At 52.5% G+C, this 18640-nt stretch carries 22 protein-coding genes; 4 read left to right on the top strand and 18 right to left on the bottom strand.

The window, feature by feature from the left end; genetic code table 11:
- The first annotated feature begins 28 nt into the window (after positions 1-28).
- Positions 29-466: a copper chaperone PCu(A)C gene (locus tag AC1WNR_RS09470; protein ID WP_481644243.1), complete on the top strand. Its 438-nt coding sequence runs from the start codon at positions 29-31 to the stop codon at positions 464-466.
- On the opposite strand, the gene AC1WNR_RS09475 is transcribed toward AC1WNR_RS09470, so the two are convergent.
- From AC1WNR_RS09475 to AC1WNR_RS09485, 3 genes are all read right to left on the bottom strand, one after another.
- Positions 438-1040 (bottom strand): elongation factor P hydroxylase, encoded by a 603-nt coding sequence (locus tag AC1WNR_RS09475; protein ID WP_481644244.1) that lies wholly within the window; start codon positions 1038-1040, stop codon positions 438-440. The genes AC1WNR_RS09470 and AC1WNR_RS09475 overlap by 29 nt on opposite strands.
- The gene (locus tag AC1WNR_RS09480) at positions 1040-1774 is read right to left on the bottom strand and encodes a hypothetical protein (protein WP_481644245.1); all 735 of its coding nucleotides are present in this window, start codon (positions 1772-1774) and stop codon (positions 1040-1042) included. The genes AC1WNR_RS09475 and AC1WNR_RS09480 overlap by 1 nt, the downstream gene beginning before the upstream one ends.
- Before the next feature lie 117 nt (positions 1775-1891).
- Positions 1892-2974, bottom strand: coding sequence for a HupE/UreJ family protein (locus AC1WNR_RS09485; protein WP_481644246.1), 1083 nt, complete (start codon positions 2972-2974; stop codon positions 1892-1894).
- Between the two features lie 159 nt (positions 2975-3133).
- Between AC1WNR_RS09485 and AC1WNR_RS09490 the strand changes: the two genes are divergently transcribed.
- Both AC1WNR_RS09490 and AC1WNR_RS09495 read left to right on the top strand, forming a co-directional pair.
- Positions 3134-5035 carry a 5'-nucleotidase C-terminal domain-containing protein gene (locus AC1WNR_RS09490; RefSeq protein ID WP_481644247.1) on the top strand — a complete coding sequence of 634 codons (1902 nt, stop codon included), beginning with the start codon at positions 3134-3136 and terminating at the stop codon, positions 5033-5035.
- Between the two features lie 247 nt (positions 5036-5282).
- Positions 5283-5927 (top strand): c-type cytochrome, encoded by a 645-nt coding sequence (locus tag AC1WNR_RS09495; protein ID WP_481644248.1) that lies wholly within the window; start codon positions 5283-5285, stop codon positions 5925-5927.
- A gap of 155 nt (positions 5928-6082) precedes the next feature.
- On the opposite strand, the gene AC1WNR_RS09500 is transcribed toward AC1WNR_RS09495, so the two are convergent.
- From AC1WNR_RS09500 to recQ, 10 genes are all read right to left on the bottom strand, one after another.
- Positions 6083-6514: a hypothetical protein gene (locus AC1WNR_RS09500; RefSeq protein ID WP_481644249.1), complete on the bottom strand. Its 432-nt coding sequence runs from the start codon at positions 6512-6514 to the stop codon at positions 6083-6085.
- Positions 6515-6526: 12 nt separating this feature from the next.
- Complete coding sequence (gene soxA, locus AC1WNR_RS09505; protein ID WP_481644250.1) at positions 6527-7387, bottom strand: sulfur oxidation c-type cytochrome SoxA; 861 nt, start codon at positions 7385-7387, stop codon at positions 6527-6529.
- Between the two features lie 25 nt (positions 7388-7412).
- Positions 7413-7721: a thiosulfate oxidation carrier complex protein SoxZ gene (gene soxZ, locus AC1WNR_RS09510; protein ID WP_481644251.1), complete on the bottom strand. Its 309-nt coding sequence runs from the start codon at positions 7719-7721 to the stop codon at positions 7413-7415.
- 27 nt (positions 7722-7748) lie between these two features.
- On the bottom strand, positions 7749-8201 hold the full coding sequence (gene soxY, locus AC1WNR_RS09515; protein ID WP_481644252.1) for a thiosulfate oxidation carrier protein SoxY: 453 nt from the start codon (positions 8199-8201) through the stop codon (positions 7749-7751).
- Positions 8202-8226: 25 nt separating this feature from the next.
- Positions 8227-8586: a sulfur oxidation c-type cytochrome SoxX gene (gene soxX / locus AC1WNR_RS09520; protein WP_481644253.1), complete on the bottom strand. Its 360-nt coding sequence runs from the start codon at positions 8584-8586 to the stop codon at positions 8227-8229.
- Between the two features lie 93 nt (positions 8587-8679).
- The gene (locus AC1WNR_RS09525; protein ID WP_481644254.1) at positions 8680-9708 is read right to left on the bottom strand and encodes a c-type cytochrome; all 1029 of its coding nucleotides are present in this window, start codon (positions 9706-9708) and stop codon (positions 8680-8682) included.
- Positions 9692-11032, bottom strand: coding sequence for a sulfite dehydrogenase (gene soxC, locus AC1WNR_RS09530; RefSeq protein ID WP_481644255.1), 1341 nt, complete (start codon positions 11030-11032; stop codon positions 9692-9694). The genes AC1WNR_RS09525 and soxC overlap by 17 nt, the downstream gene beginning before the upstream one ends.
- Positions 11033-11301: 269 nt before the next feature.
- Complete coding sequence (ttcA, locus tag AC1WNR_RS09535) at positions 11302-12237, bottom strand: tRNA 2-thiocytidine(32) synthetase TtcA (RefSeq protein ID WP_481644256.1); 936 nt, start codon at positions 12235-12237, stop codon at positions 11302-11304.
- A gap of 84 nt (positions 12238-12321) precedes the next feature.
- Positions 12322-12750: a YqaA family protein gene (locus AC1WNR_RS09540; protein WP_481644257.1), complete on the bottom strand. Its 429-nt coding sequence runs from the start codon at positions 12748-12750 to the stop codon at positions 12322-12324.
- A gap of 3 nt (positions 12751-12753) precedes the next feature.
- Positions 12754-14571: a DNA helicase RecQ gene (gene recQ / locus AC1WNR_RS09545; RefSeq protein ID WP_481644258.1), complete on the bottom strand. Its 1818-nt coding sequence runs from the start codon at positions 14569-14571 to the stop codon at positions 12754-12756.
- A gap of 83 nt (positions 14572-14654) precedes the next feature.
- Here recQ and AC1WNR_RS09550 point away from each other — a divergent pair, with 83 nt between their 5' ends.
- Positions 14655-15233, top strand: coding sequence for a YecA/YgfB family protein (locus AC1WNR_RS09550; protein ID WP_481644259.1), 579 nt, complete (start codon positions 14655-14657; stop codon positions 15231-15233).
- Between the two features lie 15 nt (positions 15234-15248).
- Here AC1WNR_RS09550 and AC1WNR_RS09555 read toward each other — a convergent pair whose 3' ends face one another.
- From AC1WNR_RS09555 to AC1WNR_RS09575, 5 genes are all read right to left on the bottom strand, one after another.
- The gene (locus tag AC1WNR_RS09555) at positions 15249-16022 is read right to left on the bottom strand and encodes a 3',5'-cyclic-nucleotide phosphodiesterase (RefSeq protein WP_481644260.1); all 774 of its coding nucleotides are present in this window, start codon (positions 16020-16022) and stop codon (positions 15249-15251) included.
- A gap of 23 nt (positions 16023-16045) precedes the next feature.
- Positions 16046-16450, bottom strand: a complete 405-nt coding sequence (gene gloA2, locus AC1WNR_RS09560) for an SMU1112c/YaeR family gloxylase I-like metalloprotein (protein WP_481644261.1) — start codon at positions 16448-16450, stop codon at positions 16046-16048.
- Positions 16437-16898, bottom strand: a complete 462-nt coding sequence (locus AC1WNR_RS09565) for an outer membrane lipoprotein (protein WP_481644262.1) — start codon at positions 16896-16898, stop codon at positions 16437-16439. Before AC1WNR_RS09565 ends, gloA2 begins: the two co-directional genes overlap by 14 nt.
- 467 nt (positions 16899-17365) lie before the next feature.
- The gene (locus AC1WNR_RS09570; protein ID WP_481644263.1) at positions 17366-17911 is read right to left on the bottom strand and encodes a GAF domain-containing protein; all 546 of its coding nucleotides are present in this window, start codon (positions 17909-17911) and stop codon (positions 17366-17368) included.
- Entirely contained in the window at positions 17908-18612 is a 705-nt protein-coding gene (locus AC1WNR_RS09575) for an EAL domain-containing protein (protein WP_481644264.1), read from the bottom strand. The genes AC1WNR_RS09570 and AC1WNR_RS09575 overlap by 4 nt, the downstream gene beginning before the upstream one ends.
- Between the last annotated feature and the right edge of the window lie 28 nt (positions 18613-18640).

The following is an 18640-nucleotide window of genomic DNA, read 5'->3' on the forward strand; positions in this document are numbered from 1 at the left end:
CGTTAAATTGTACTCTGAAGGATATCTAATGAAGTTTTTGATGCCTGCGCTGCTTCTAAGCGCATCTCTGACCCAAGCAGCCGATCTAAACATTGAAGATGCGATGGCTCGCGCAGTACCACCTACAGCCAAGATGAGTGCGGCCTTCATGACGCTGACCAACAATGCCGATACTGATTTGGCAGTCATAGGCGCTGAATCCAGTGTCGCTAAGGCGGTTGAGCTGCATAACAACACGATGACCGATGGCAAAATGAAAATGCGCCAGGTAAATCAGATCGACCTGCCCGCCAACCAGACCACTGAGCTAAAGCCCGGCGGACAGCACGTGATGCTTATTGGCCTAAATAGGGCTCTGGTAGAGGGTGAAACGATCGACCTTAAGCTCAACTTTAGTGACGGCTCATCAGAATCGATGGAGATCCCGATCCAGCAAATTAAACCGATGATGCAGCACAAACACTGAGCCTTTCAGCAAAATTTGCAGCCGCGCACGCTAGAGGCTCTGGTTGAAGTTCAAACTGCGCTGCGCGTAGCTCAGGTTGCCCATAAAATTCTCGAAGCTTATCACTCAACGCTTGCAGCCGCGGATTCATGCCCTGCTCTATCGTTTGCTTAGCGCGGTCTGCAACCGAGTGTTTAAACCTATCGCTCGGCCCAACTCCACCACTGAGGTTATCCGCACTGAAGTGGAAACGTTTACCGGCAGAGACAGAGAGAATCCACTCATAGGCTTGTGGACGCTGTTCTACCTGTTCGAACTCCTGCTGCTCTAGTTGCGTTCGTCCATCGGGCTTGTACCAGTACCCAAAGTCCTCGAGCGTGCGACGCTCGGGTCCTGCAACACACCAGTGGGCGATCTCGTGCAGAGCGCTGGCAAAAAAGCCGTGTGCGAAAATGACGCGGTGATGAGGATACTCCGCCGAGGCCGGTAGATAGATTGGCTCATCGTCACCGGCCACGAGCTCGGTGTTAAGCGTGTCAAGAAAGAGCCCGTTAAATAACGGAATCAGATCTTCGATGCGGTGTTGCTCGCTCACTAGTAGGCCTGCCAGGTCCTGTCGTTGAGCCACCAGGTTGTGCCGCTGGAGCGGTCCAGACGCACAGCGACATAGCCTTTGGAATCGGTATCGCGACGCTCTATTTGCACATTATATGCACCGCCCGTCGGCGTACTCTCTTCTTTGAGCAGAGTCCAACTACCCTTCTCTGCAATCCAGCTCTCACCGGTATCTATGCGGTAGCGAATCAGAATCCAACCTTTGTTTGTGACCGCACTCGCCACACCCCAAGGAGAATCGATGCTCTGTTGCGATCTGTTCACCTGCATCTCATTGGCGATCTGCAGCAGTTGATTCAGCGCGGCATCAAGCTGCTCGCTCTGCGCATCAGAGACCGCGTCAGCTTCAGCGGCCGGTTTAGTCTCATCGATCAGTGCGGTATTGGTCATCAATTGCACGCGCTGCAGAATCGCTTGGCTCAACTCTAACTGCTGCTGCGCTAAAGCACGCTGATTGATCACCTGCTCCTGCACCAGCGTCAGACGCCCCATCAACTGATCAATCTGGTTAGCGATATTGGAGGATTCGCGCTCTACGACCACCTGCTCCACGGTAGTATCAGACGCTGCCGCTTGCGCTTGTGGCGCAGGCTGCTCTGCTGAAGCTTGCGCAACCAGCTGTGGTTCAGCAGCCGCTTGAGGCTCCGAACCAGAACCTAGGCAGCCGCTCAGTAGCAGAGCCGAAGAGAGCATAAGTAGAATGCGATGATTCACAGTAGTTTCCTCAATGGGATCGCTTTGACGAAATTCTATCAGGAGCACCTAGGAGCGATCTACCGCGAAGCGGTACGTTCGCGATTTTACACTCCTGTCGGGAAATAGCGCTGCGCGCTACATCCCTCCCACAATTTCTAAGCGCTCTATAAACCAGAACAGCCCCATCACAGCAATTACCAGCGAAGCGGGTGTCACCACCACTCGCTGATAAAGCGCCTGAGACTTGAACCAGTAGGCAACACCAAAGAAAGCGACCAACACAATCGCCAACTGGCCTAATTCGACACCCACATTGAAGGCCACCAGCGCAGCGATAAAGTCATCAGTCGGCATACCGAACTCGGTTAGCACGGTGGCAAAGCCAAGCCCATGCAGAAGACCGAAACCAAACACCAGTGGCAGACGGAAGGCGCTGACTTTATGAACAAAGATATTCTCCACCGCAACATAAGCGATAGAGAGCGCGATCAGAGGCTCAACAATGCGCGGCGAAACCTCCACAAGCCCCAACACGCCCAAAGCTAGGGTAATCGAGTGAGCCAGCGTAAACATGGTCACCTGCAACAGAATCGGCTTGAGCCGACGGCTGAGCAGGAAGATACCGAGCACAAACAGAATGTGGTCCAGCCCCATCGGTACGATATGTTGAAAACCACTCACCGTGTAGGTGTGAATCACTTCGGTAAAAGTCGGCTTAGAGAACACTTCGTTTAGCGGGTACGGCTTGGTGGGCACATCCTCTTTGACCCACTGATGCGAGGACCAGTGGTACTCCTCAGTCTCCACATTTACCTGCCTAACTCGCGTCGCATGGTCACCAAAGGCCAGAGGGTAGTACCAAGTGAGGGATTTACTGTTGCGCGGGATCGCCCCCTCAAGGGTGATTACTGAATTACGCGGCACCTTGGTATAGCCCTTTTCGGCTATGTAAATCTCTTTAATCCGAAGCTCAACCGGCTGCCCATCTGCTGCGAGCTCTACACCATCAAGCAGCGTTTGCTCAAAGGGCTTGAATGCTTCTCGAAGGTCCGCCGGTTCCATTTGTCTATACTGGTCATACTCATCGGCATTGGGTGCCTCTTTGGTGTTGCGATAGCGGCCATTAATTCCGGTCAGCAGAGCCTCTACACTGGCGCGAATCTCCACCTCTACGACTTCAGTCGTGTAGGCGCTAATCTCGATCAGTGCTGGCTTCACAACATCTGCCCTAACAGGGTAGAATAAGGATGTGACTAAAGTGCATATAACTAGAATGCTGGATAGATAGTTCAACTGAACTCCTCTCGTTCTAACGGGACCAGTAATTTGCCGAAAATGGCCCTTTGGCCCATTCGCAGACAGGAACCTAAGGTAACTATGAATCGTCGTCAACTATTGAAAGCAATGGCCGCTGCCGCTGCAGCGGGTTCAATCCCAGCTATCTACAGCGCGCGCGCACTCGCGAACAAAAGCGCTCCAAACGGATTCTATGACATACCCATGTCAGGTGATGCGCGTATTCTTCATATCACTGATGTACACGGCCAGCTTAAGCCGGTGTACTTTCGCGAACCCAACGTAAACCTCGGTGTGGGCGACGCTTATGGCCGTGCGCCACACGTTGTAGGTAAGAACTTTCTAAAAGAGATGGGGCTGGCCGAGAACTCACCAGAGGCTTACGCATACACCTACCTCAACTTCCTAGAGCAGGCGAAAAAGTACGGCCGCACCGGTGGTTTCGCACATGTTAAAACTCTGCTGGATATGCTGCGCGAGCAGGCTGGCGGACGCCAGAACACTTTGACCCTTGATGGTGGTGACCTCTGGCAGGGTTCAGGTACTTCACTTTGGACACGCGGTGTCGACATGGTAGAGGCGTCAAACATCCTCGGTATCGACGTAATGGTTGGCCACTGGGAGTTCACCTACCGTGAAGAGGAAGTCCTTTCTAACGTTGCGCTGTTCAAAGGTGACTTCATCGGTCAGAACGTTAAAGTCCTCGAGGACTCACTCTTTGGCGACGAATACTACGAGATGGTTGAGCGCTACGACGGTCGCGGTCTTTACGACGAAGATACCGGCCACGCTTTCCAGCCGTACGTTATCAAAGAGATCAACGGCGCACGCATCGCGGTTGTTGGTCAGGCTTTCCCACGTACCTCTAACGCCAACCCGAAAGAGTTCTTCCCAGACTGGTCGTTCGGTCTACGTGAAGATGACATGATCGAGCTGGTCGCGCAGATCCGTGAAGAGGAGCAGCCAGATGCCGTAATTTTGGTATCGCATAACGGTATGGACGTCGACATCAAGATGGCTGAACGCGTACCGGGTCTGAACGCGGTATTCGGTGGCCACACCCACGACGGCGTACCACAGCCAATCAAGGTTAAGAACGTTGATGGCGGTGAGTGCTGGGTAACCAACGCCGGCTCTAACGGTAAATTTGTCGGCTGTATGGACTTCTCTATTGAAGGCGGCCAGATCAAGAACATGGTCTACAAGCAGCTGCCTGTTATCACTGACTGGCTCGAAGCTGACAAGGAGATGGAGTCATTCATCGACCAGATGCGTCAGACCAAGTATGATGATCAGGTTATCGAAGCACGTAACAAGAAGTGGCAGAACAACCCCGCTCGCGTAGGCAAGACCTACGAAGAGATCCTATCTGAGAAGCTGGCTAAGGCTGACCGCACTCTCTACCGCCGCGGTAACTTTATGGGTACCTGGGATCAGGTAATCTGTAATGCTCTGCGCTGGGAGTACAAAGCCGATATCGCGCTGTCAGCGGGTGTGCGCTGGGGTACTACCACGCTGGAAGGCGACTGGATCACCATGGAAGATGTGATGAACCAGTGTGCTACGACCTACTCTGAGACTTACGTCCAGGATATGACCGGTAAGGCGATCAAAGACATGCTGGAAGGCGTCGCTGATAACCTGTTCGATCCAGATCCATACCTGCAGTCAGGTGGTGACATGGTGCGCGTAGGCGGCCTGGACTACACCATCGACCCAACTGAACCGCTGGGCTCACGTATCTCTGAAGTGCGTCTGGACAACGGCGAAGTGATCGAAGATGACAAAAACTACAGCGTCTCTGGCTGGGCGACGGTTAACCGTACGCCAGAAGGACGCCTGCTGTGGGATATCATCGCTGACTACCTGCGCTCTGAGCGTGATGGCAACATGGTTATCAACCTGCCTAAGGTCAACAATCCTAAAGTAGTTGGCGTATCGGACAACCCAGGCTTCGCTGACTACCCAGGTGAGTGGGCTTAATTCCCGCCCCTCCCCTAACCCTAAAAAGCCCGCATCCGCGGGCTTTTTTGTGGCCGCATGTCGATGTCGCCTCAAGAAGTGACCTACTGTACGAGGGATCTTGGCGTAGCCAAGGTCGCGACCCCGCGCTCTGCGCGAGAGACCTTCTACATCGCACAAATCAATCTATATCGGCTCTGTTACGTATCAGATTTCGATGCCCAATACTGGGCTCACCAACCTATTCAGCCTTAAGCGGACTCTATAAATGGATTCAATTTTTAATAGCTACCTTGACCTCTACACACTCAAAATTCTGATCCCAAGCATGATACTGATCCTCTTCGTGCTCTTTCTTGCAGGCTATGGTGTCGCCAAATTAAAGATGCTGATGAGTATTGATCACGAGAGTGTTGGCTACCAGCAGGAGGCCGAATATATTTCCAAACGTGGACGTCATTTGGCTCGCTACTTCATTCGCGCCTATGTAATAACTGTGCTTGCTATTGGTGCAGCACTCATACTGATGGCTCAAAAACCACCAGCGGCACTCAACCCGGAGCTAGTAGCGAAAAACATAATGCCCGATGGTTCGGTCTGCGTAGCTGGAGATGAGTGTGCCGAGGCACCGACTGCAGTGGCAGATACCGAGATGGTAGCTGCAGCCACATCAGAGGGCGAACTACCCGGTAAAGCCAAATACGCTGGCTGTATGGCCTGCCACGGCGCTGATGGTTCAGGTGGAGTAGGTCCTGCCCTCAAGGGACGGGAAGCGAGTTATATCATCGATCGTTTGAATGCCTACAAAGCCAAGGAGACGGTTGGACCGAGCAGTTCTCTGATGTGGGGGCAGGCGGCAGGGCTCTCAGACACAGATATCTCTGAGCTCGCAGACTATATCTCTACACTCTAGTGGGGTCGCCTTAAGCGGCGAACTACGATGGCCGGTTATACAAGTCGCGAACTTGCCGCTTCGCGACCGATAGCTCCTACACTGGTCTGTCGCACCGAATAAAAGGCACAAAAAAGCCCGCTGAATTGCGGGCTTTTTGGGTGTAGCTTGAACGCTTAGTTCAGCGGTGGTACCGCTAGAATCCATTCGTTCTTCGCAGTCTCAGCCTGCTCTAGGCCGATGCGTGACTGCAGGTGTGAACGTGCAGCTAGATCCATCGACTTCTGGTATTCACCAGCTTCCAGAGCTTCTTTAGCCTGCTTGAGGTACTTAACGTTGTCACGCCAAGCGAAACCGGCTTCACGAACTTCTGCCAACTTAGCTTTAGCAGCGTCGAACAGAGCCTGTGCATTAGCCTGGTTAGCTGGTTTTGAAGCCAGCTCCTCTTCAATGTAGTTGGTGTTGTAGCTCTTACCATTCCACTCGAAGGTAGCGCCAGCACCGTACATCGCGCGGTTCATGTCGAAAGCTTCCTGGAATGACTGCGCCATTGTCAGTGAGCTTGCGGTCAGGGCAGCAACTGCTGCGATCGTAGCGATCTTTTTCATCAGTTCTGCTCCTTACTTACGTGAACCTGGACCGTTAACAACGAGACCGTTAGACATGTAAGTCTGGAAGTACTCGAGGTTACGGTAAGTTTCGCTCTGCACTTTCAGGAACTCTGAACGTGAATCGCGGTGACAGCCTTCGTAACGGCGGTGGATAGTACCGATATCACCCCACTTAGAACGAACCACTGGGAAGTGCGTAGAGTGACCCAGCGCTGGGCTAGGCAGGTCAGCACGTACCAGACGGTTAGTACCCGTCAGGTGACAGTCAGCACAAGAGAGGTTCAACTGACCACGCTTGGTGTAGAAGAACTTCTTGCCGTCGAGGTAAGCCGCTTTTGCATCGTCATTCGGGATGTCGATTGCAAACTCGTTACCACGTGAAGTGTACGCCATGTAAGCAGAAACCTTAGCGATTGGACCTTTTTTCCAGCCGTATGGTTTCTCACCGTTCTGTAGACGACATTCATTGATTGCCATCTCAAGAGTTACAACGGTCTTACGCTCGTCGTTCCACATTGGGTAGTTCTGGCGGATACCTTCACCACCGTTATCAAAACAGTCAGCCAGGCTCTTGCCGTTTGCGAACTGTTCGTTAAACAGGGCTTCACCCTCTTCCAGATCCAACTCGTAAGGAGGGAACTCTTCGATCTCCTCCCACTGTGCACGAGATGCAGCATCAACTGCGTAGATACCGTTTACGTACTCAGAGATTGGAGTGTCTGGGAAACGGTTCTTCATGTACTCTTGAAGTGCAATACGGTCCGCCTCTGGATCAACAGTTGCCAGAGTCGCTCCCGTTTTCGCAGCCATCGCCGTCTGGCTCAGGGCTGCAACGCTCATAGCGAGCAGTGTCGTTTTTATAATTTTCATAAGTCCTCCGGGCTCCGAACCCTGATTACTTGATATCGCCAGATTCTGTGCCTGATGCACCTGAGTTTTCAGTCCACGCGATGTCGAGGGTTTCGCCCTTCGCGCCGCCCTCGAAAGAGAACGCCAGGTATGGGTTTTTAGAAACCGCAGTACCGAGGTTTGCTTCGAAAACCACTTTGCCACCGTGAGAAACGGTTACAGTGTCCAGGAATTTAGCAGGGATCAGGTTACCGTCTTTGCCTTTGCGCTGACCAGTTTCCATATCGTGCTTAGCCATCATTTTGACATCTGTGCTGCCTTTACGGGCTTTAGCTTTAACTCGAAAAATTGCCATTGTAGTGACTCCTATTGAACTCGCTGATTAACCGCCACAACCACCGATGGTGACTTTAACTTCTGAAGTAGCGCTGTAAGTGTTGCCACCCGCTTTAACAACTGCAGTTACGTTAGTGGTCTTACCCATACGTACGCGAGTTGAGAAATCAGCGTTAGTGCCCGCTGGCACCATGAACTGTGCAGCCAGAGGAGTTGGGTTGTTCTCGATGAAGATAGCAACTGACTCAACATCTGCGAGGTCTGTGCTTACAGACAGAGGTACTACTGCACCGTTCTCAGCGATTGCTGGCGCTTTCAGCATTACGTTAGCGCTAGCTTCTGCGCTGCCACCGTAGAGGGCGTTCATTGCTGACGCCTGATCTTTCGCGGAAAACGCATCTTTGTTCCATGCTGCCAGCGCAACGCGCGGCATCAATGCACCCATGCCCATCAGCGCACCGCTTGCAGCGATCGCTTTGACAACTGTACGACGATTCATACTCATTTTACTCCACCTGCTCGTATCAGTACTGATAAATGTATTCGACAACAGCGTCGATTTCGTCTTCTGTCAGAATGTTATGCTTACCCATAGGCGGCATGATTGACAGAGGATTCTTAGCTGTTGCATCCCAAATCTGTGCACGAAGCTCAGCTTTACTTGGGTAACGTGCTTTCATTGCGATGATCATTGGTCCCTGATTACCTGCCTGATTGGCGATCGGATCAGGGATCTCGTGACAAGCAATACAGTTACCGCGAGATTTACCGTGGTAAATGTCCTGCCCCTCTTTGATCATATCTCCGTGTGAACCCGCCACTGCAGTACCGGCAACACCCAGTGTTAGACCAGTAATCGCGAGCGTTGATATCAACTTACGCATGGTCACTCCTTCCAGTGATAAATGCGCCTTGAGGCGCTCTTTTTATAATATCGAGGGTACTCGGCAAACCCAAGCACCCCCGCATCTCGTCATTTACTGACTAGATTCTGCCATGTAAGCAACTGCGTTGGCTACCGCCTCGTCAGAGAGATCTGCACGACCACCCTTGGCAGGCATCACACCATTGTCGCCAGCGTAGCCGTTGATCGCGTTGCTGATCATTGACTCCATACCACGTGCAATGCGTGCTTTCCAAGCACCTTTGTCACCTACTTTCGGTGCACCTGCAATTCCTGCGCCATGACAAGCTACACATGCCATGTTGTAGGTTGCTTCACCGGCTACTGCAGCCTCAGAGAGAGCAGCGGGTTCAGAAGAAGCTTCTTCCTCTTCAACCTCTACGCCAAGCTCTTTCAGACGCTCCATCTCCATCTTCTTCTCGAGTTCATGCTGAGCCTCGTGAGATGCCGCTGGGCCATCCGCACCTTCGATGAAGTGACCTACAGGTGTAACACCACCGATAGAGCCAGTCACCTGCAGCGCAGCTGGGTCAGCACAGTCAGACATACAACGCGTGTTTGCTACGTCTGGACGTGGATCAACAAAGAAGTTCGGCTCGTTCGGCATTTTGACGTCAGCCAGATTTTCGTTGGTTAGCACGAAGTCTTCATCAACGATCTCGTTCAGGTACAGCACGTATGCAGAGATTGCATAGGTCTGATCTGGAGTCAGAGAACGTGGCGCTGGGAACGGCATCGCCCGGTAGATGTAGTCGTACAGCGTCGAAGCATAGGGCCAGTATGAACCAACAGTCTTAGTCGGACGCTCATCAGCCAGTGTACCCTGTCCACCAGAGAGTACTGGCCAACGGCCTTCGCCTTCACCGAACAGACCGTGACAAGAAGCACACTGTGCTTCGTACAGGCCCTCACCGTCGAGAACGCTACCAGAACCTACGGGCAGACCCATGCCGTCAGGACGTACATCGATGTCCCAACCTGCAATCTCTTCTGCAGTTGCAGTGCGGCCGAAACCGAACTGCTCGCCTGCATTTACCGCACCCGCTACTAGCGAGCCTGCAACAGCTGCAGCTACTAGGGTGGGCTTAGCTAACTTGAACATTCTTAACCTCCCCAGTGTTTGATACCTGCCAAGTGTGGATGGAGTTCTTGTGGTAGATCGACTCCGTACCACGTACGTCACGCAGCTGCTGCAGCGTTGGCTGTACGTAGCCGGTTTCATCGATTGCACGTGCCTGGAGCAGCCAAGGCTGACCATCCCACTTAGTAACCAAACTGAAGCGAGTCAGAGCCTTATCCAGCACCAGCCCCTTCAGGTTGGCTGGGGTCCAAGAGACACCACCATCAAACGAGATATCAACCTGCTTGATCTTGCCGCGGCCAGACCATGCGATACCTTCGATTTCGAGCATGCCAGAGCCTTTGATTGGGTTCTCAGGACAAGGTGAAGTGATAACCGAGTTACACTCCTGAACGAAAGTAAACTTACGTGCAGTACCGTCGGCCATCAGGTCGGTGTACTTCGAAGTCTCTTCGCGGTGGTACCAAGGCTTATCACCAACTTCCAGTCGACGTAGCCACTTGATAGAGGTGTTACCTTCCCAACCTGGGTTCATCAGACGAACTGGGTAACCCTGCTCTGGACGCAGCATCTCGCCGTTCTGAGCGTAAACGATCAGAGCATCGTCAAGACACTTCTCCAGAGGAATTGAGCGGCTCATGTGCGCACCGTCAGCGCCTTCAGCCAGTACCCACTTACCTTCTGGTTTAACACCAGCTTCTTCAAGCAGTACTTTCAGTGGTACACCGGTCCATTCACAGCACGACAGCATGCCGTGGGTGAACTGCAGTGCCTCCATCTGAGTACCGCGCCACTCCATACCACCGTTAGCAGGACACTCAAGGAATTTGATCACTGAGACAGAAGGGAAGCGCATCAGATCTTCCATAGTGAAGATCAGTGGGCGCTCTACCAGACCGTGAATGATCAGGCGGTGCTCTTCTGGGTTTATCGTAGGTACACCACCGTGGTAACGCTCAAAAACCAGACCGTTAGGGGTGATGATACCTTTAAGTTCGTGCAGCGGAGTCATCGAGATAGAAGAGATAGACTCAGCTGTTAGCCATGGCACTGTACGACGTACAACGTGGCTTTCGTATTTAGATGGCTGACCGTATGGGTACTCGATTACACCGTGACCCAGCATGCGACCCCATGATGGCTCGTTTGGTGGCAGGTTAGTCGAGTTGATCATTGCATCAGCGGCGTTTGCGCCGCCAGCAACAGTCGCTGCGGCCATACCGCCCACTGCTGCAATACCCTTACGGAGAAAATCGCGACGATCGTTGACAGTCATTCCTTCAGAATCTGTCACCAGCTGCTGCATCAGCTCACGAGTCGACGGCCCTTTGATGATGTTTCCCATCAATGCCTCCCGGCTATGTTAGTTTTTTGTGTCCCGGCGCGAATGTTAGTGCTGTTGCATATAGCATTCAAGAATAAGCTAACCATATTACTAAATGATCTATACGAAGATCGCTTAGCTGAAAACGTGCTAACCACAAACGCATTTGGTCATTACACCATACTAAAGATGAGTGGAAATGGTACTGAAAAAAGTCTTAGGTCGACTAAAGCGCTAGGCGCGACGGCGACTGGCCTGACCAACCATCAAGGGGCATTAGCCAGCCGCTTTTAGGCGAGATTTTGCAAATCGATTTTATCAACCATCTGCACACCTGAAGCTTGTTGCGGCTCCTGCGCGTGTGAAGTGGTCAGGCGCAGCACAGTGTCTGGGTCGGCAATCCCGTGGGCATAGCCCTGCTGCAGGCCTTTGAAGTCAAACAGATTCTCGTCTGCCAGATGGGAGGGCACAACGTTGCACATCGCTTTGAACATCGTCTCGATACGGCCCGGGAAGCGCTTGTCCCAATCCTGCAGCATCTCTTTAATCGAGGCGCGCTGCAGATTCTCCTGCGAACCGCAGAGATTACACGGTATGATCGGGTAGCCCTTGAGTTGAGAGAACTCGGCGATATCTTTCTCACGCGCATAGGCCAGAGGTCGAATCACCATATTTTTTCCGTCATCTGAGACCAGCTTTGGCGGCATCGCTTTGAGCTTTCCTCCATGGAACATATTGAGGAACATCGTCTCAATGATGTCATCACGGTGGTGACCCAATGCAATCTTGTTACAGCCGATCTCATCAGCAAAGCCATAAAGCGTACCGCGGCGTAGACGTGAACAGAGGCCGCAGGTGGTCTTACCCTCTGGGATCACTGACTTCACAACCGAGTAGGTATCCTTCTCGATAATGTGGTACTCGATATCAAGCTGGTCGAGATAGGCAGGCAGAATATGCTCCGGAAAACCCGGCTGTTTCTGATCCATGTTGACGGCAACCAGATCAAATTTAACGGGTGCACTCTTCTGTAGGCTCATCAGTATATCGAGCATTGTAAAGGAGTCTTTCCCCCCGGAGAGGCAAACCATCACCCGGTCGCCCTCTTCGATCAGGTTGAACGCCTCAATCGCCTGCCCAACTTCACGACGCAGGCGCTTCTGCAGCTTATTAAAGCGCAGCTTCTGTTTGCGATCGAACTCTTCCTGATGTGCTTGGGCGGTCATAATATCGGGCTACTCCTTTGAACGGCGCGGATTATAACTCAAGCTTTAGCCAGTGACACTGAGCACTTCTCATTTGGTTTCCAATCAACCAAACAGACCTAACGCCAAGAGCGCAACCACGAGAAAACGCAGCAGCTTACCGATCAGTATCGCCACAAACGAGTAGAACAGATTGAGGCGCAACCAGCCGGCAATTAAACAGAGTGGATCGCCAACAACGGGCAACCAAGCGAGCAGTAGCACCCAGGGACCTCGCTGAGCTAACCAGCGTTTCGCTTGAAGGTGAGTGGGCTTATCGAGCGCTTTAAATGGATAGAAGTGAGCCAGTGCGGCCCCCATCCCAAAGGTTAAGTAGGAGCCGAGCGTATTTCCCAGAGTCGCCACAGCGATTAACAACAGGGGCGAGCTAGTCTGCTCGCTCACTTGATAAGCTAGTAACGCCTCTGCCCCACCGGGTAGCAAGGTTGATGAGATGAACGCGCTGATAAATAGGGTCCAGAGCGACTCTAGCATCGTCTAGGCCTCAGTCAGGTGGTCAGAGATCACTTTAAGAAATGCGGGACCGTAAGCCTCCAGCTTGCGATCGCCGATCCCGTTGATACGGCGCAGCTGAATCGCCGAGGTAGGTTTAAGCGACACCATCTCCAGCAGCGTTGAGTCATGGAAGATGACATAGGGCGGTACATCTTTTTCATCGGCGATATCACGTCGGCAATTTCGCAACGCTTCCCACAACCCTTGATCGGCATGGGTGAGATTAAACTCTGGCCGTTTACTGCTGCTGCTCTTGGTAAAGCGTTTAGCCGGGCGTACATCTCGGCGCAGTTCGATGGTCTCTTCACCCTTCAACAAGGCTCTACAGCTCTCTGACAGATAGAGTGAGCCAAAGTTGTCCGGTGTTACGCGCAGCAGACCACGCGCCACCAACTGCCGAAAGACAGAGCGCCAGGTCGTTTTATCCAGCTCGCGCCCTATTCCCCAGGTTGAGAGCTGATCATGACCGCGCTGACGACTACGGTCACTCTGCTCCCCGCGCAGGATTTCGATGACGGCATTAACACCGTACTGCTGGCCACTTCGGTACACAGCAGAGAGCGCCTTACGCGCAACCTCAGTTCCATCCCAGACTTCAGCCGGCTCTAAACAGTTATCGCAGTTACCGCAATCGGGATGCTCAGGCTCACCGAAGTAACTCAGCAGCGCACGCCGACGACAGCTAGTGATTTCACAGAGGCCCAACATCGCCTCGAGTTTCTGCCGCTCTATCTGCTTCTGCTCATCAGCAGCCTGCCCCGCTTCAAGCATCTGACGTTGGAAGATCACATCTTGCAGGCCGTATACCATCCAAGCATTCGCAGGCAGACCATCACGCCCGGCACGCCCTGTCTCTTGATAATAGGCCTCAATCGACTTAGGCAGATCCAGGTGCGCAACGAAACGTACATTGGGCTTATCGATCCCCATACCGAAGGCGATAGTCGCCACCATGATGACACCCTCTTCCGTCAGGAAACGGTGCTGATTATGGTTGCGCAGCTCAGGCGTCAGGCCCGCATGATATGGGAGGGCGTTGAAACCCTTCTCGGCCAACCAGGAGGCAGTATCCTCTACCCGCTTGCGGGACATACAGTAGACAACTCCGGCATCGCCAGAGTGTTCAGCCCGAATAAAGCTTAGGAGCTGCTCTTTTGCACGATCTTTCTGGGCAATGCGATAACGGATATTCGGACGATCAAAGCCCTTAATAAAGTGCTTGGCTCCCTCGAGATGGAGACGCTCAGACATCTCTTGGCGAGTGCGCGCATCGGCAGTTGCCGTCAGCGCAATACGCGGAACATTCGGGAAGCGTTGGGCCAACTCACCCAGCTGCAAATACTCTGGACGGAAGTCGTGTCCCCACTGTGATACACAGTGCGCCTCGTCGATCGCAAAGAGCGCCAGCTTCGTACGCGCAAGCAGATTCAGCGTGCGCGGCTGCAGCAGCCGCTCAGGCGCTATATAGAGCATATCCAGCTCGCCATTCACCAGCGCTGCCTCGGTGCGCTGTAGCTCGTCAAACTCGAGCGAGGAGTTCAAACAACCCGCCTTGATACCCAGCAGCGACAGTGCATTCACCTGATCCTGCATCAGCGCGATCAACGGCGAGACAATTATGCCGGTTCCCTCTCGCACAATAGAGGGCAGTTGATAGCAGAGAGATTTACCCCCACCGGTCGGCATTACAACCAACGCATCACCGTCTGCTAGCAAGGTCTCGATGACCTGCTGCTGAGGGTCGCGAAATTGGTCAAAACCGAAAGTTTGGATGAGGGTTTGGCGGGCCTGTTCGATCATGGGCGCTATTATCCGCGAAGCAACGCTGCAAGTCACTGTAGATTCGCGCTACACTAGCGTCATATCAATTAGGACAGACTACGATGACAAATGATCTCGCCCTGATCACCGAAGATGAACTGGATGATCTGGAAGCTTTTCTTATCTCCGATGCGGTCCCAGAAACAGCGCTGGATCTGATTGGGGCTCACGGTCTTCTGTGTGCTTTAAATATTGCCCCGAAGCCGACACCGGCTTCAGAGTGGATGGCGATGGTATTTGATGGCCAGCCCAGTTGGGAGAGCGATGCGCAGCGCGCGACCATTGAAGAGCTACTCTCCAAACTGGATAAAACCATCAGCAACGATCTGTCGTCCGAAGAGGAGGTACCTCTACCTCTGGATCTGACACTCGAGACTGAGAGCGACGATGAGACCGCCGAGACGACCCTCTGGGCTGAAGGCTTTATGGAGGGTGTTTTCCTCAACGAAGCGCTCTGGTTCGAGCGTGACGAAGAGACTGTAGCCGGTCTGTTGCTGCCGATTATGGTTGCATCAGAACTGTTTGACGATCCGGAGATTCAGGATATCCGCAAAGACCGCTCACTGAGCCAAGAGATGTGTGATCAGATTCCTGAAGTATTGGTCGACCTCTACCTGCTCTACCACGCGCCAGAAAAGTAGGCCGCCATCCTCGCCTCAGAGCACGTTAATCCGCTGCTCTAACTCACAGTGCTGCACCTGCATGGACTGCAGCACTGGATTAGCTTTCACCGCCTCAATTAGTTTCTGCTCGTAGCCCGGTTTGGCGTGCATCAATTGCACTGTTAGAGGCCGCTCTAACTTACTGAGGTCGTGCGCCAAACTTGCCAGATCGTAGTGGCCCGAAACCTTCGCGATCTCCGCCTCCTCTGCTGGGTAAGAGAGCTCTATAAAGAGCTGTTCGATATCACCGCGCTCGTTGATACGCTGCCAGAGTTTATCAGTCGGTCCCGTATCACCACAAAAGCAGAAAGCCCTGCCAGCGCGCTCAACAAAATAGGCAAAGCTCGGAACGGTGTGACTAAGAGGTAGCGCCTCGATCTGCAGCTCACCCAGCTCGAATGGCTGACCAGGACTAATCGGGTGGTACTGCAGCACGGGGCTATCTTCGCTTGGAAGTACGGCGAAATCGGGCCAGATCTGCCAGTTGAAGATATGTGCCTTCAACACATCAAGTACTTCAGAAGGGGCGAAAATAGTGAGCGGAGTTGTGCGTCTATCGATCACTGACGCCAGCATAAGCGCAGCGCCAGCAATGTGATCAAGATGAGCGTGTGTCAGTAACAGCGTATCAATCAGCTCCATCTCGGATAGATCAAGTGAGCCAACGCCCGTACCACCATCCAGAAGAATTCGCTGGTCCAACAAAAACGCTGTTGTCTCGCCGGTTTTTGTAACGCCACCCGACGCGCCAAGTACTCTTAGTTCCAATTCTGCTCCAACTGTATTTTGCGTTACGTTTGATAGAGTTCGAGCGGTAAGTTATCGGGATCTTTGAAGAAGGTAAACCGTTTGCCGGTATAGGGATCGACTCGGACGGGCTCAACATCGATATCACTCGCCTCAAGATAGCTGATCCACCCCTCTAAATCATCGACACCGAAACAGAGGTGGCGCAGCCCCTGAGCCTCAGGCCCCGAGGGACGTTTTGGCGCTGCGGGAAAACTGAAGAGTTCGAGCTGTGTGCCATCTGGGGCTCGCAGGTCCAGCTTCCAGGAGTCACGCGCCTCACGATAGTTCTCATCAACCACCTCAAGCCCAAGCAGCTGTGCATAAAACTGTTTGGACTTGGTGTAATCACTACAGATCAGGGCAACATGGTGTACCCCGTTGAGATCCGGACGCTTAGTAGCTGACACGTACTGTGCCACCCTGGGTTGTTAGCACTCGAACACGGTCACCGGAGCGGAACATCATATTGTTCTGCACCTCTTGAACCACCGAGAAGAGACGACCCGAGTCGGTGCGAACGACAATCTCCTGCCCCTGAACAGTAGTAGCGTTCTCTTCGATCGCCTGACCGGCCATACCACCTGCGACGGCACCTAATACAGTCATGATGCTGCTACCTTTGCCGCCCCCCATGGTGGAGCCTGCAATACCGCCGATGATTGCTCCCGAACCCGCTCCGACAACACCATCGGTGCGACCTTGAATAATGACCGGCTGTACCGAATCCACCACGGCATACTCAATCTGCTGCGCCTGCTGTACCTGATTGCGGCTGTAAGCCGAGCCGGAGAGATTCTGCTGAACACAGCCGCCAAGTAGGGCTGTAGCAACCAAAATAGTGATGATCCGTTTCATCTTTAGCTCCTGGATAGATTTGTATTAAGGATAGCTAACATGAGGGGGTTTGGGTAATGGTGAGCATACGAATTTTGTTTGGCTGCTGCGCCGCGCTCGCACTTGAGATCAAACGAACTTTGTTCGCCTACGACGCCGCTCTCGGGCTTCACGCCTGAAGACTTTGTCCGCCTACGACGCCGCTCTCGGCCATCCATGGCCTTCGCGGCATAAGTGCGTCCATGCACAAAAAAACCCGCCAGGAGGCGGGTACAATTCGAGAGCGACCAATATGAATCAAACAAAGGTGTTTGAATTCAAAGTCTGTAGCCTGATCAGTTCGGAGAACAACACGCGGGATTAGGGCGAGAGGTACCAACCAAGCTATAGGTATAATCTACGCGCTATTCGGGTGGGGGTAATTGATATAAATCAACAAAGCTTCGGCAAGTTAAAAACGGCGGAGTGATCGGTCGCTATTCAGAAGGCTATTCGTCGCCCATCATCAATTCAGAGACGAGAGCAGCGGATTCACGAATGAGCCGGCGGTCATTAATTGTGCGTGCAACAATACGCGCCAATGTCTTCAACATCTCCTTCTCGCCTTCGCTCAAGCCTTCTCTCTTTTTATAATCGAGCATGCACAAGGCACCGATGTTAAAGCCTCGAACGGTTATCGGTGCCCCGGCATAATATCGAAGCCCTAGCTCGCCAGTCACCAGCGGATTGTCTGCGAAACGAGGGTCTGTCTGAGGATTGTCCACCTCAAACACCTCTGTATCCATTATTGTGTAGTTACAAAAAGCAACATCCCTATCAGTCTGTTGCGCGGGCAGACACTGCCGACTCTTAAACCACTGTCTCTCGGAATCAACCAACGAAATTATCGCGGTTGGGATATCAAAAATAGACGCAGTTAAAGCTGTAATCTCGTCGAACACCTCCTCGGCAGACGTGTCGAGGATCTTCAGTTCGTGCAGCACTTCAATGCGCTGTTGGTCATTATCCGCTTTCGGAAAAGTTCGTTGGGTCATCTTATGTCCCCCACGTTCTCGGGCCGATGAAAGTGGTAGCCCTGAAAGGTCGTAAATCCAAGATCAACCAGGTTCTGATACCGTTCTTCTGTCTCGACACCCTCGACAACGTGTGTTTTGTCCAAAGCATCAAGTAACTCACGTATGTGATGCAATATCTTCTGTTTTTGGGGTCGTGATTCAATACCTGAGATCATCGAGCGGTCTATCTTGATGATGTCAAAGTCATAATCAGCAAACACAGACATTCCATTAAAACCGGTACCAAAATCGTCCAGTGCTATCGTAATGTCGTTCAGTTTAATATCGAAGAAGAGCCGATTTATCTCGTCGGCAGGAGGCATCGGACGTAACTCGGTGAACTCTAAGATCATCGGATATCGATAGCGTTCACACATCTCCAACAGCCGCTGTTGCAGCTGCTTTTCCACCAGCACGCTGTTGTCTACGTTTATTGAGACGGAGATACCCGTTTGTGAGTGCAGAATGGAGCCCGCGAGCATCTGACGTTCAGCCACCTCTAAAGTTTGAGCTGGGGTCATCTCACGGAAAAGATCCTCAAGAGCGATATTACTCTCTCCGATCTCGAGTCGTGACAGCAACTCAACCTTTTGAGTATTACCCGCTGTATCAACGATTCTCTGGGCATAAATTTGCAGATTCTGAAGCGCTCTGTCGCAAAATTCTTGATCGATAATCATGCTCACTCCCGAAACACACCCTCACTTA

Source organism: Marinobacterium marisflavi, assembly GCF_982447095.1.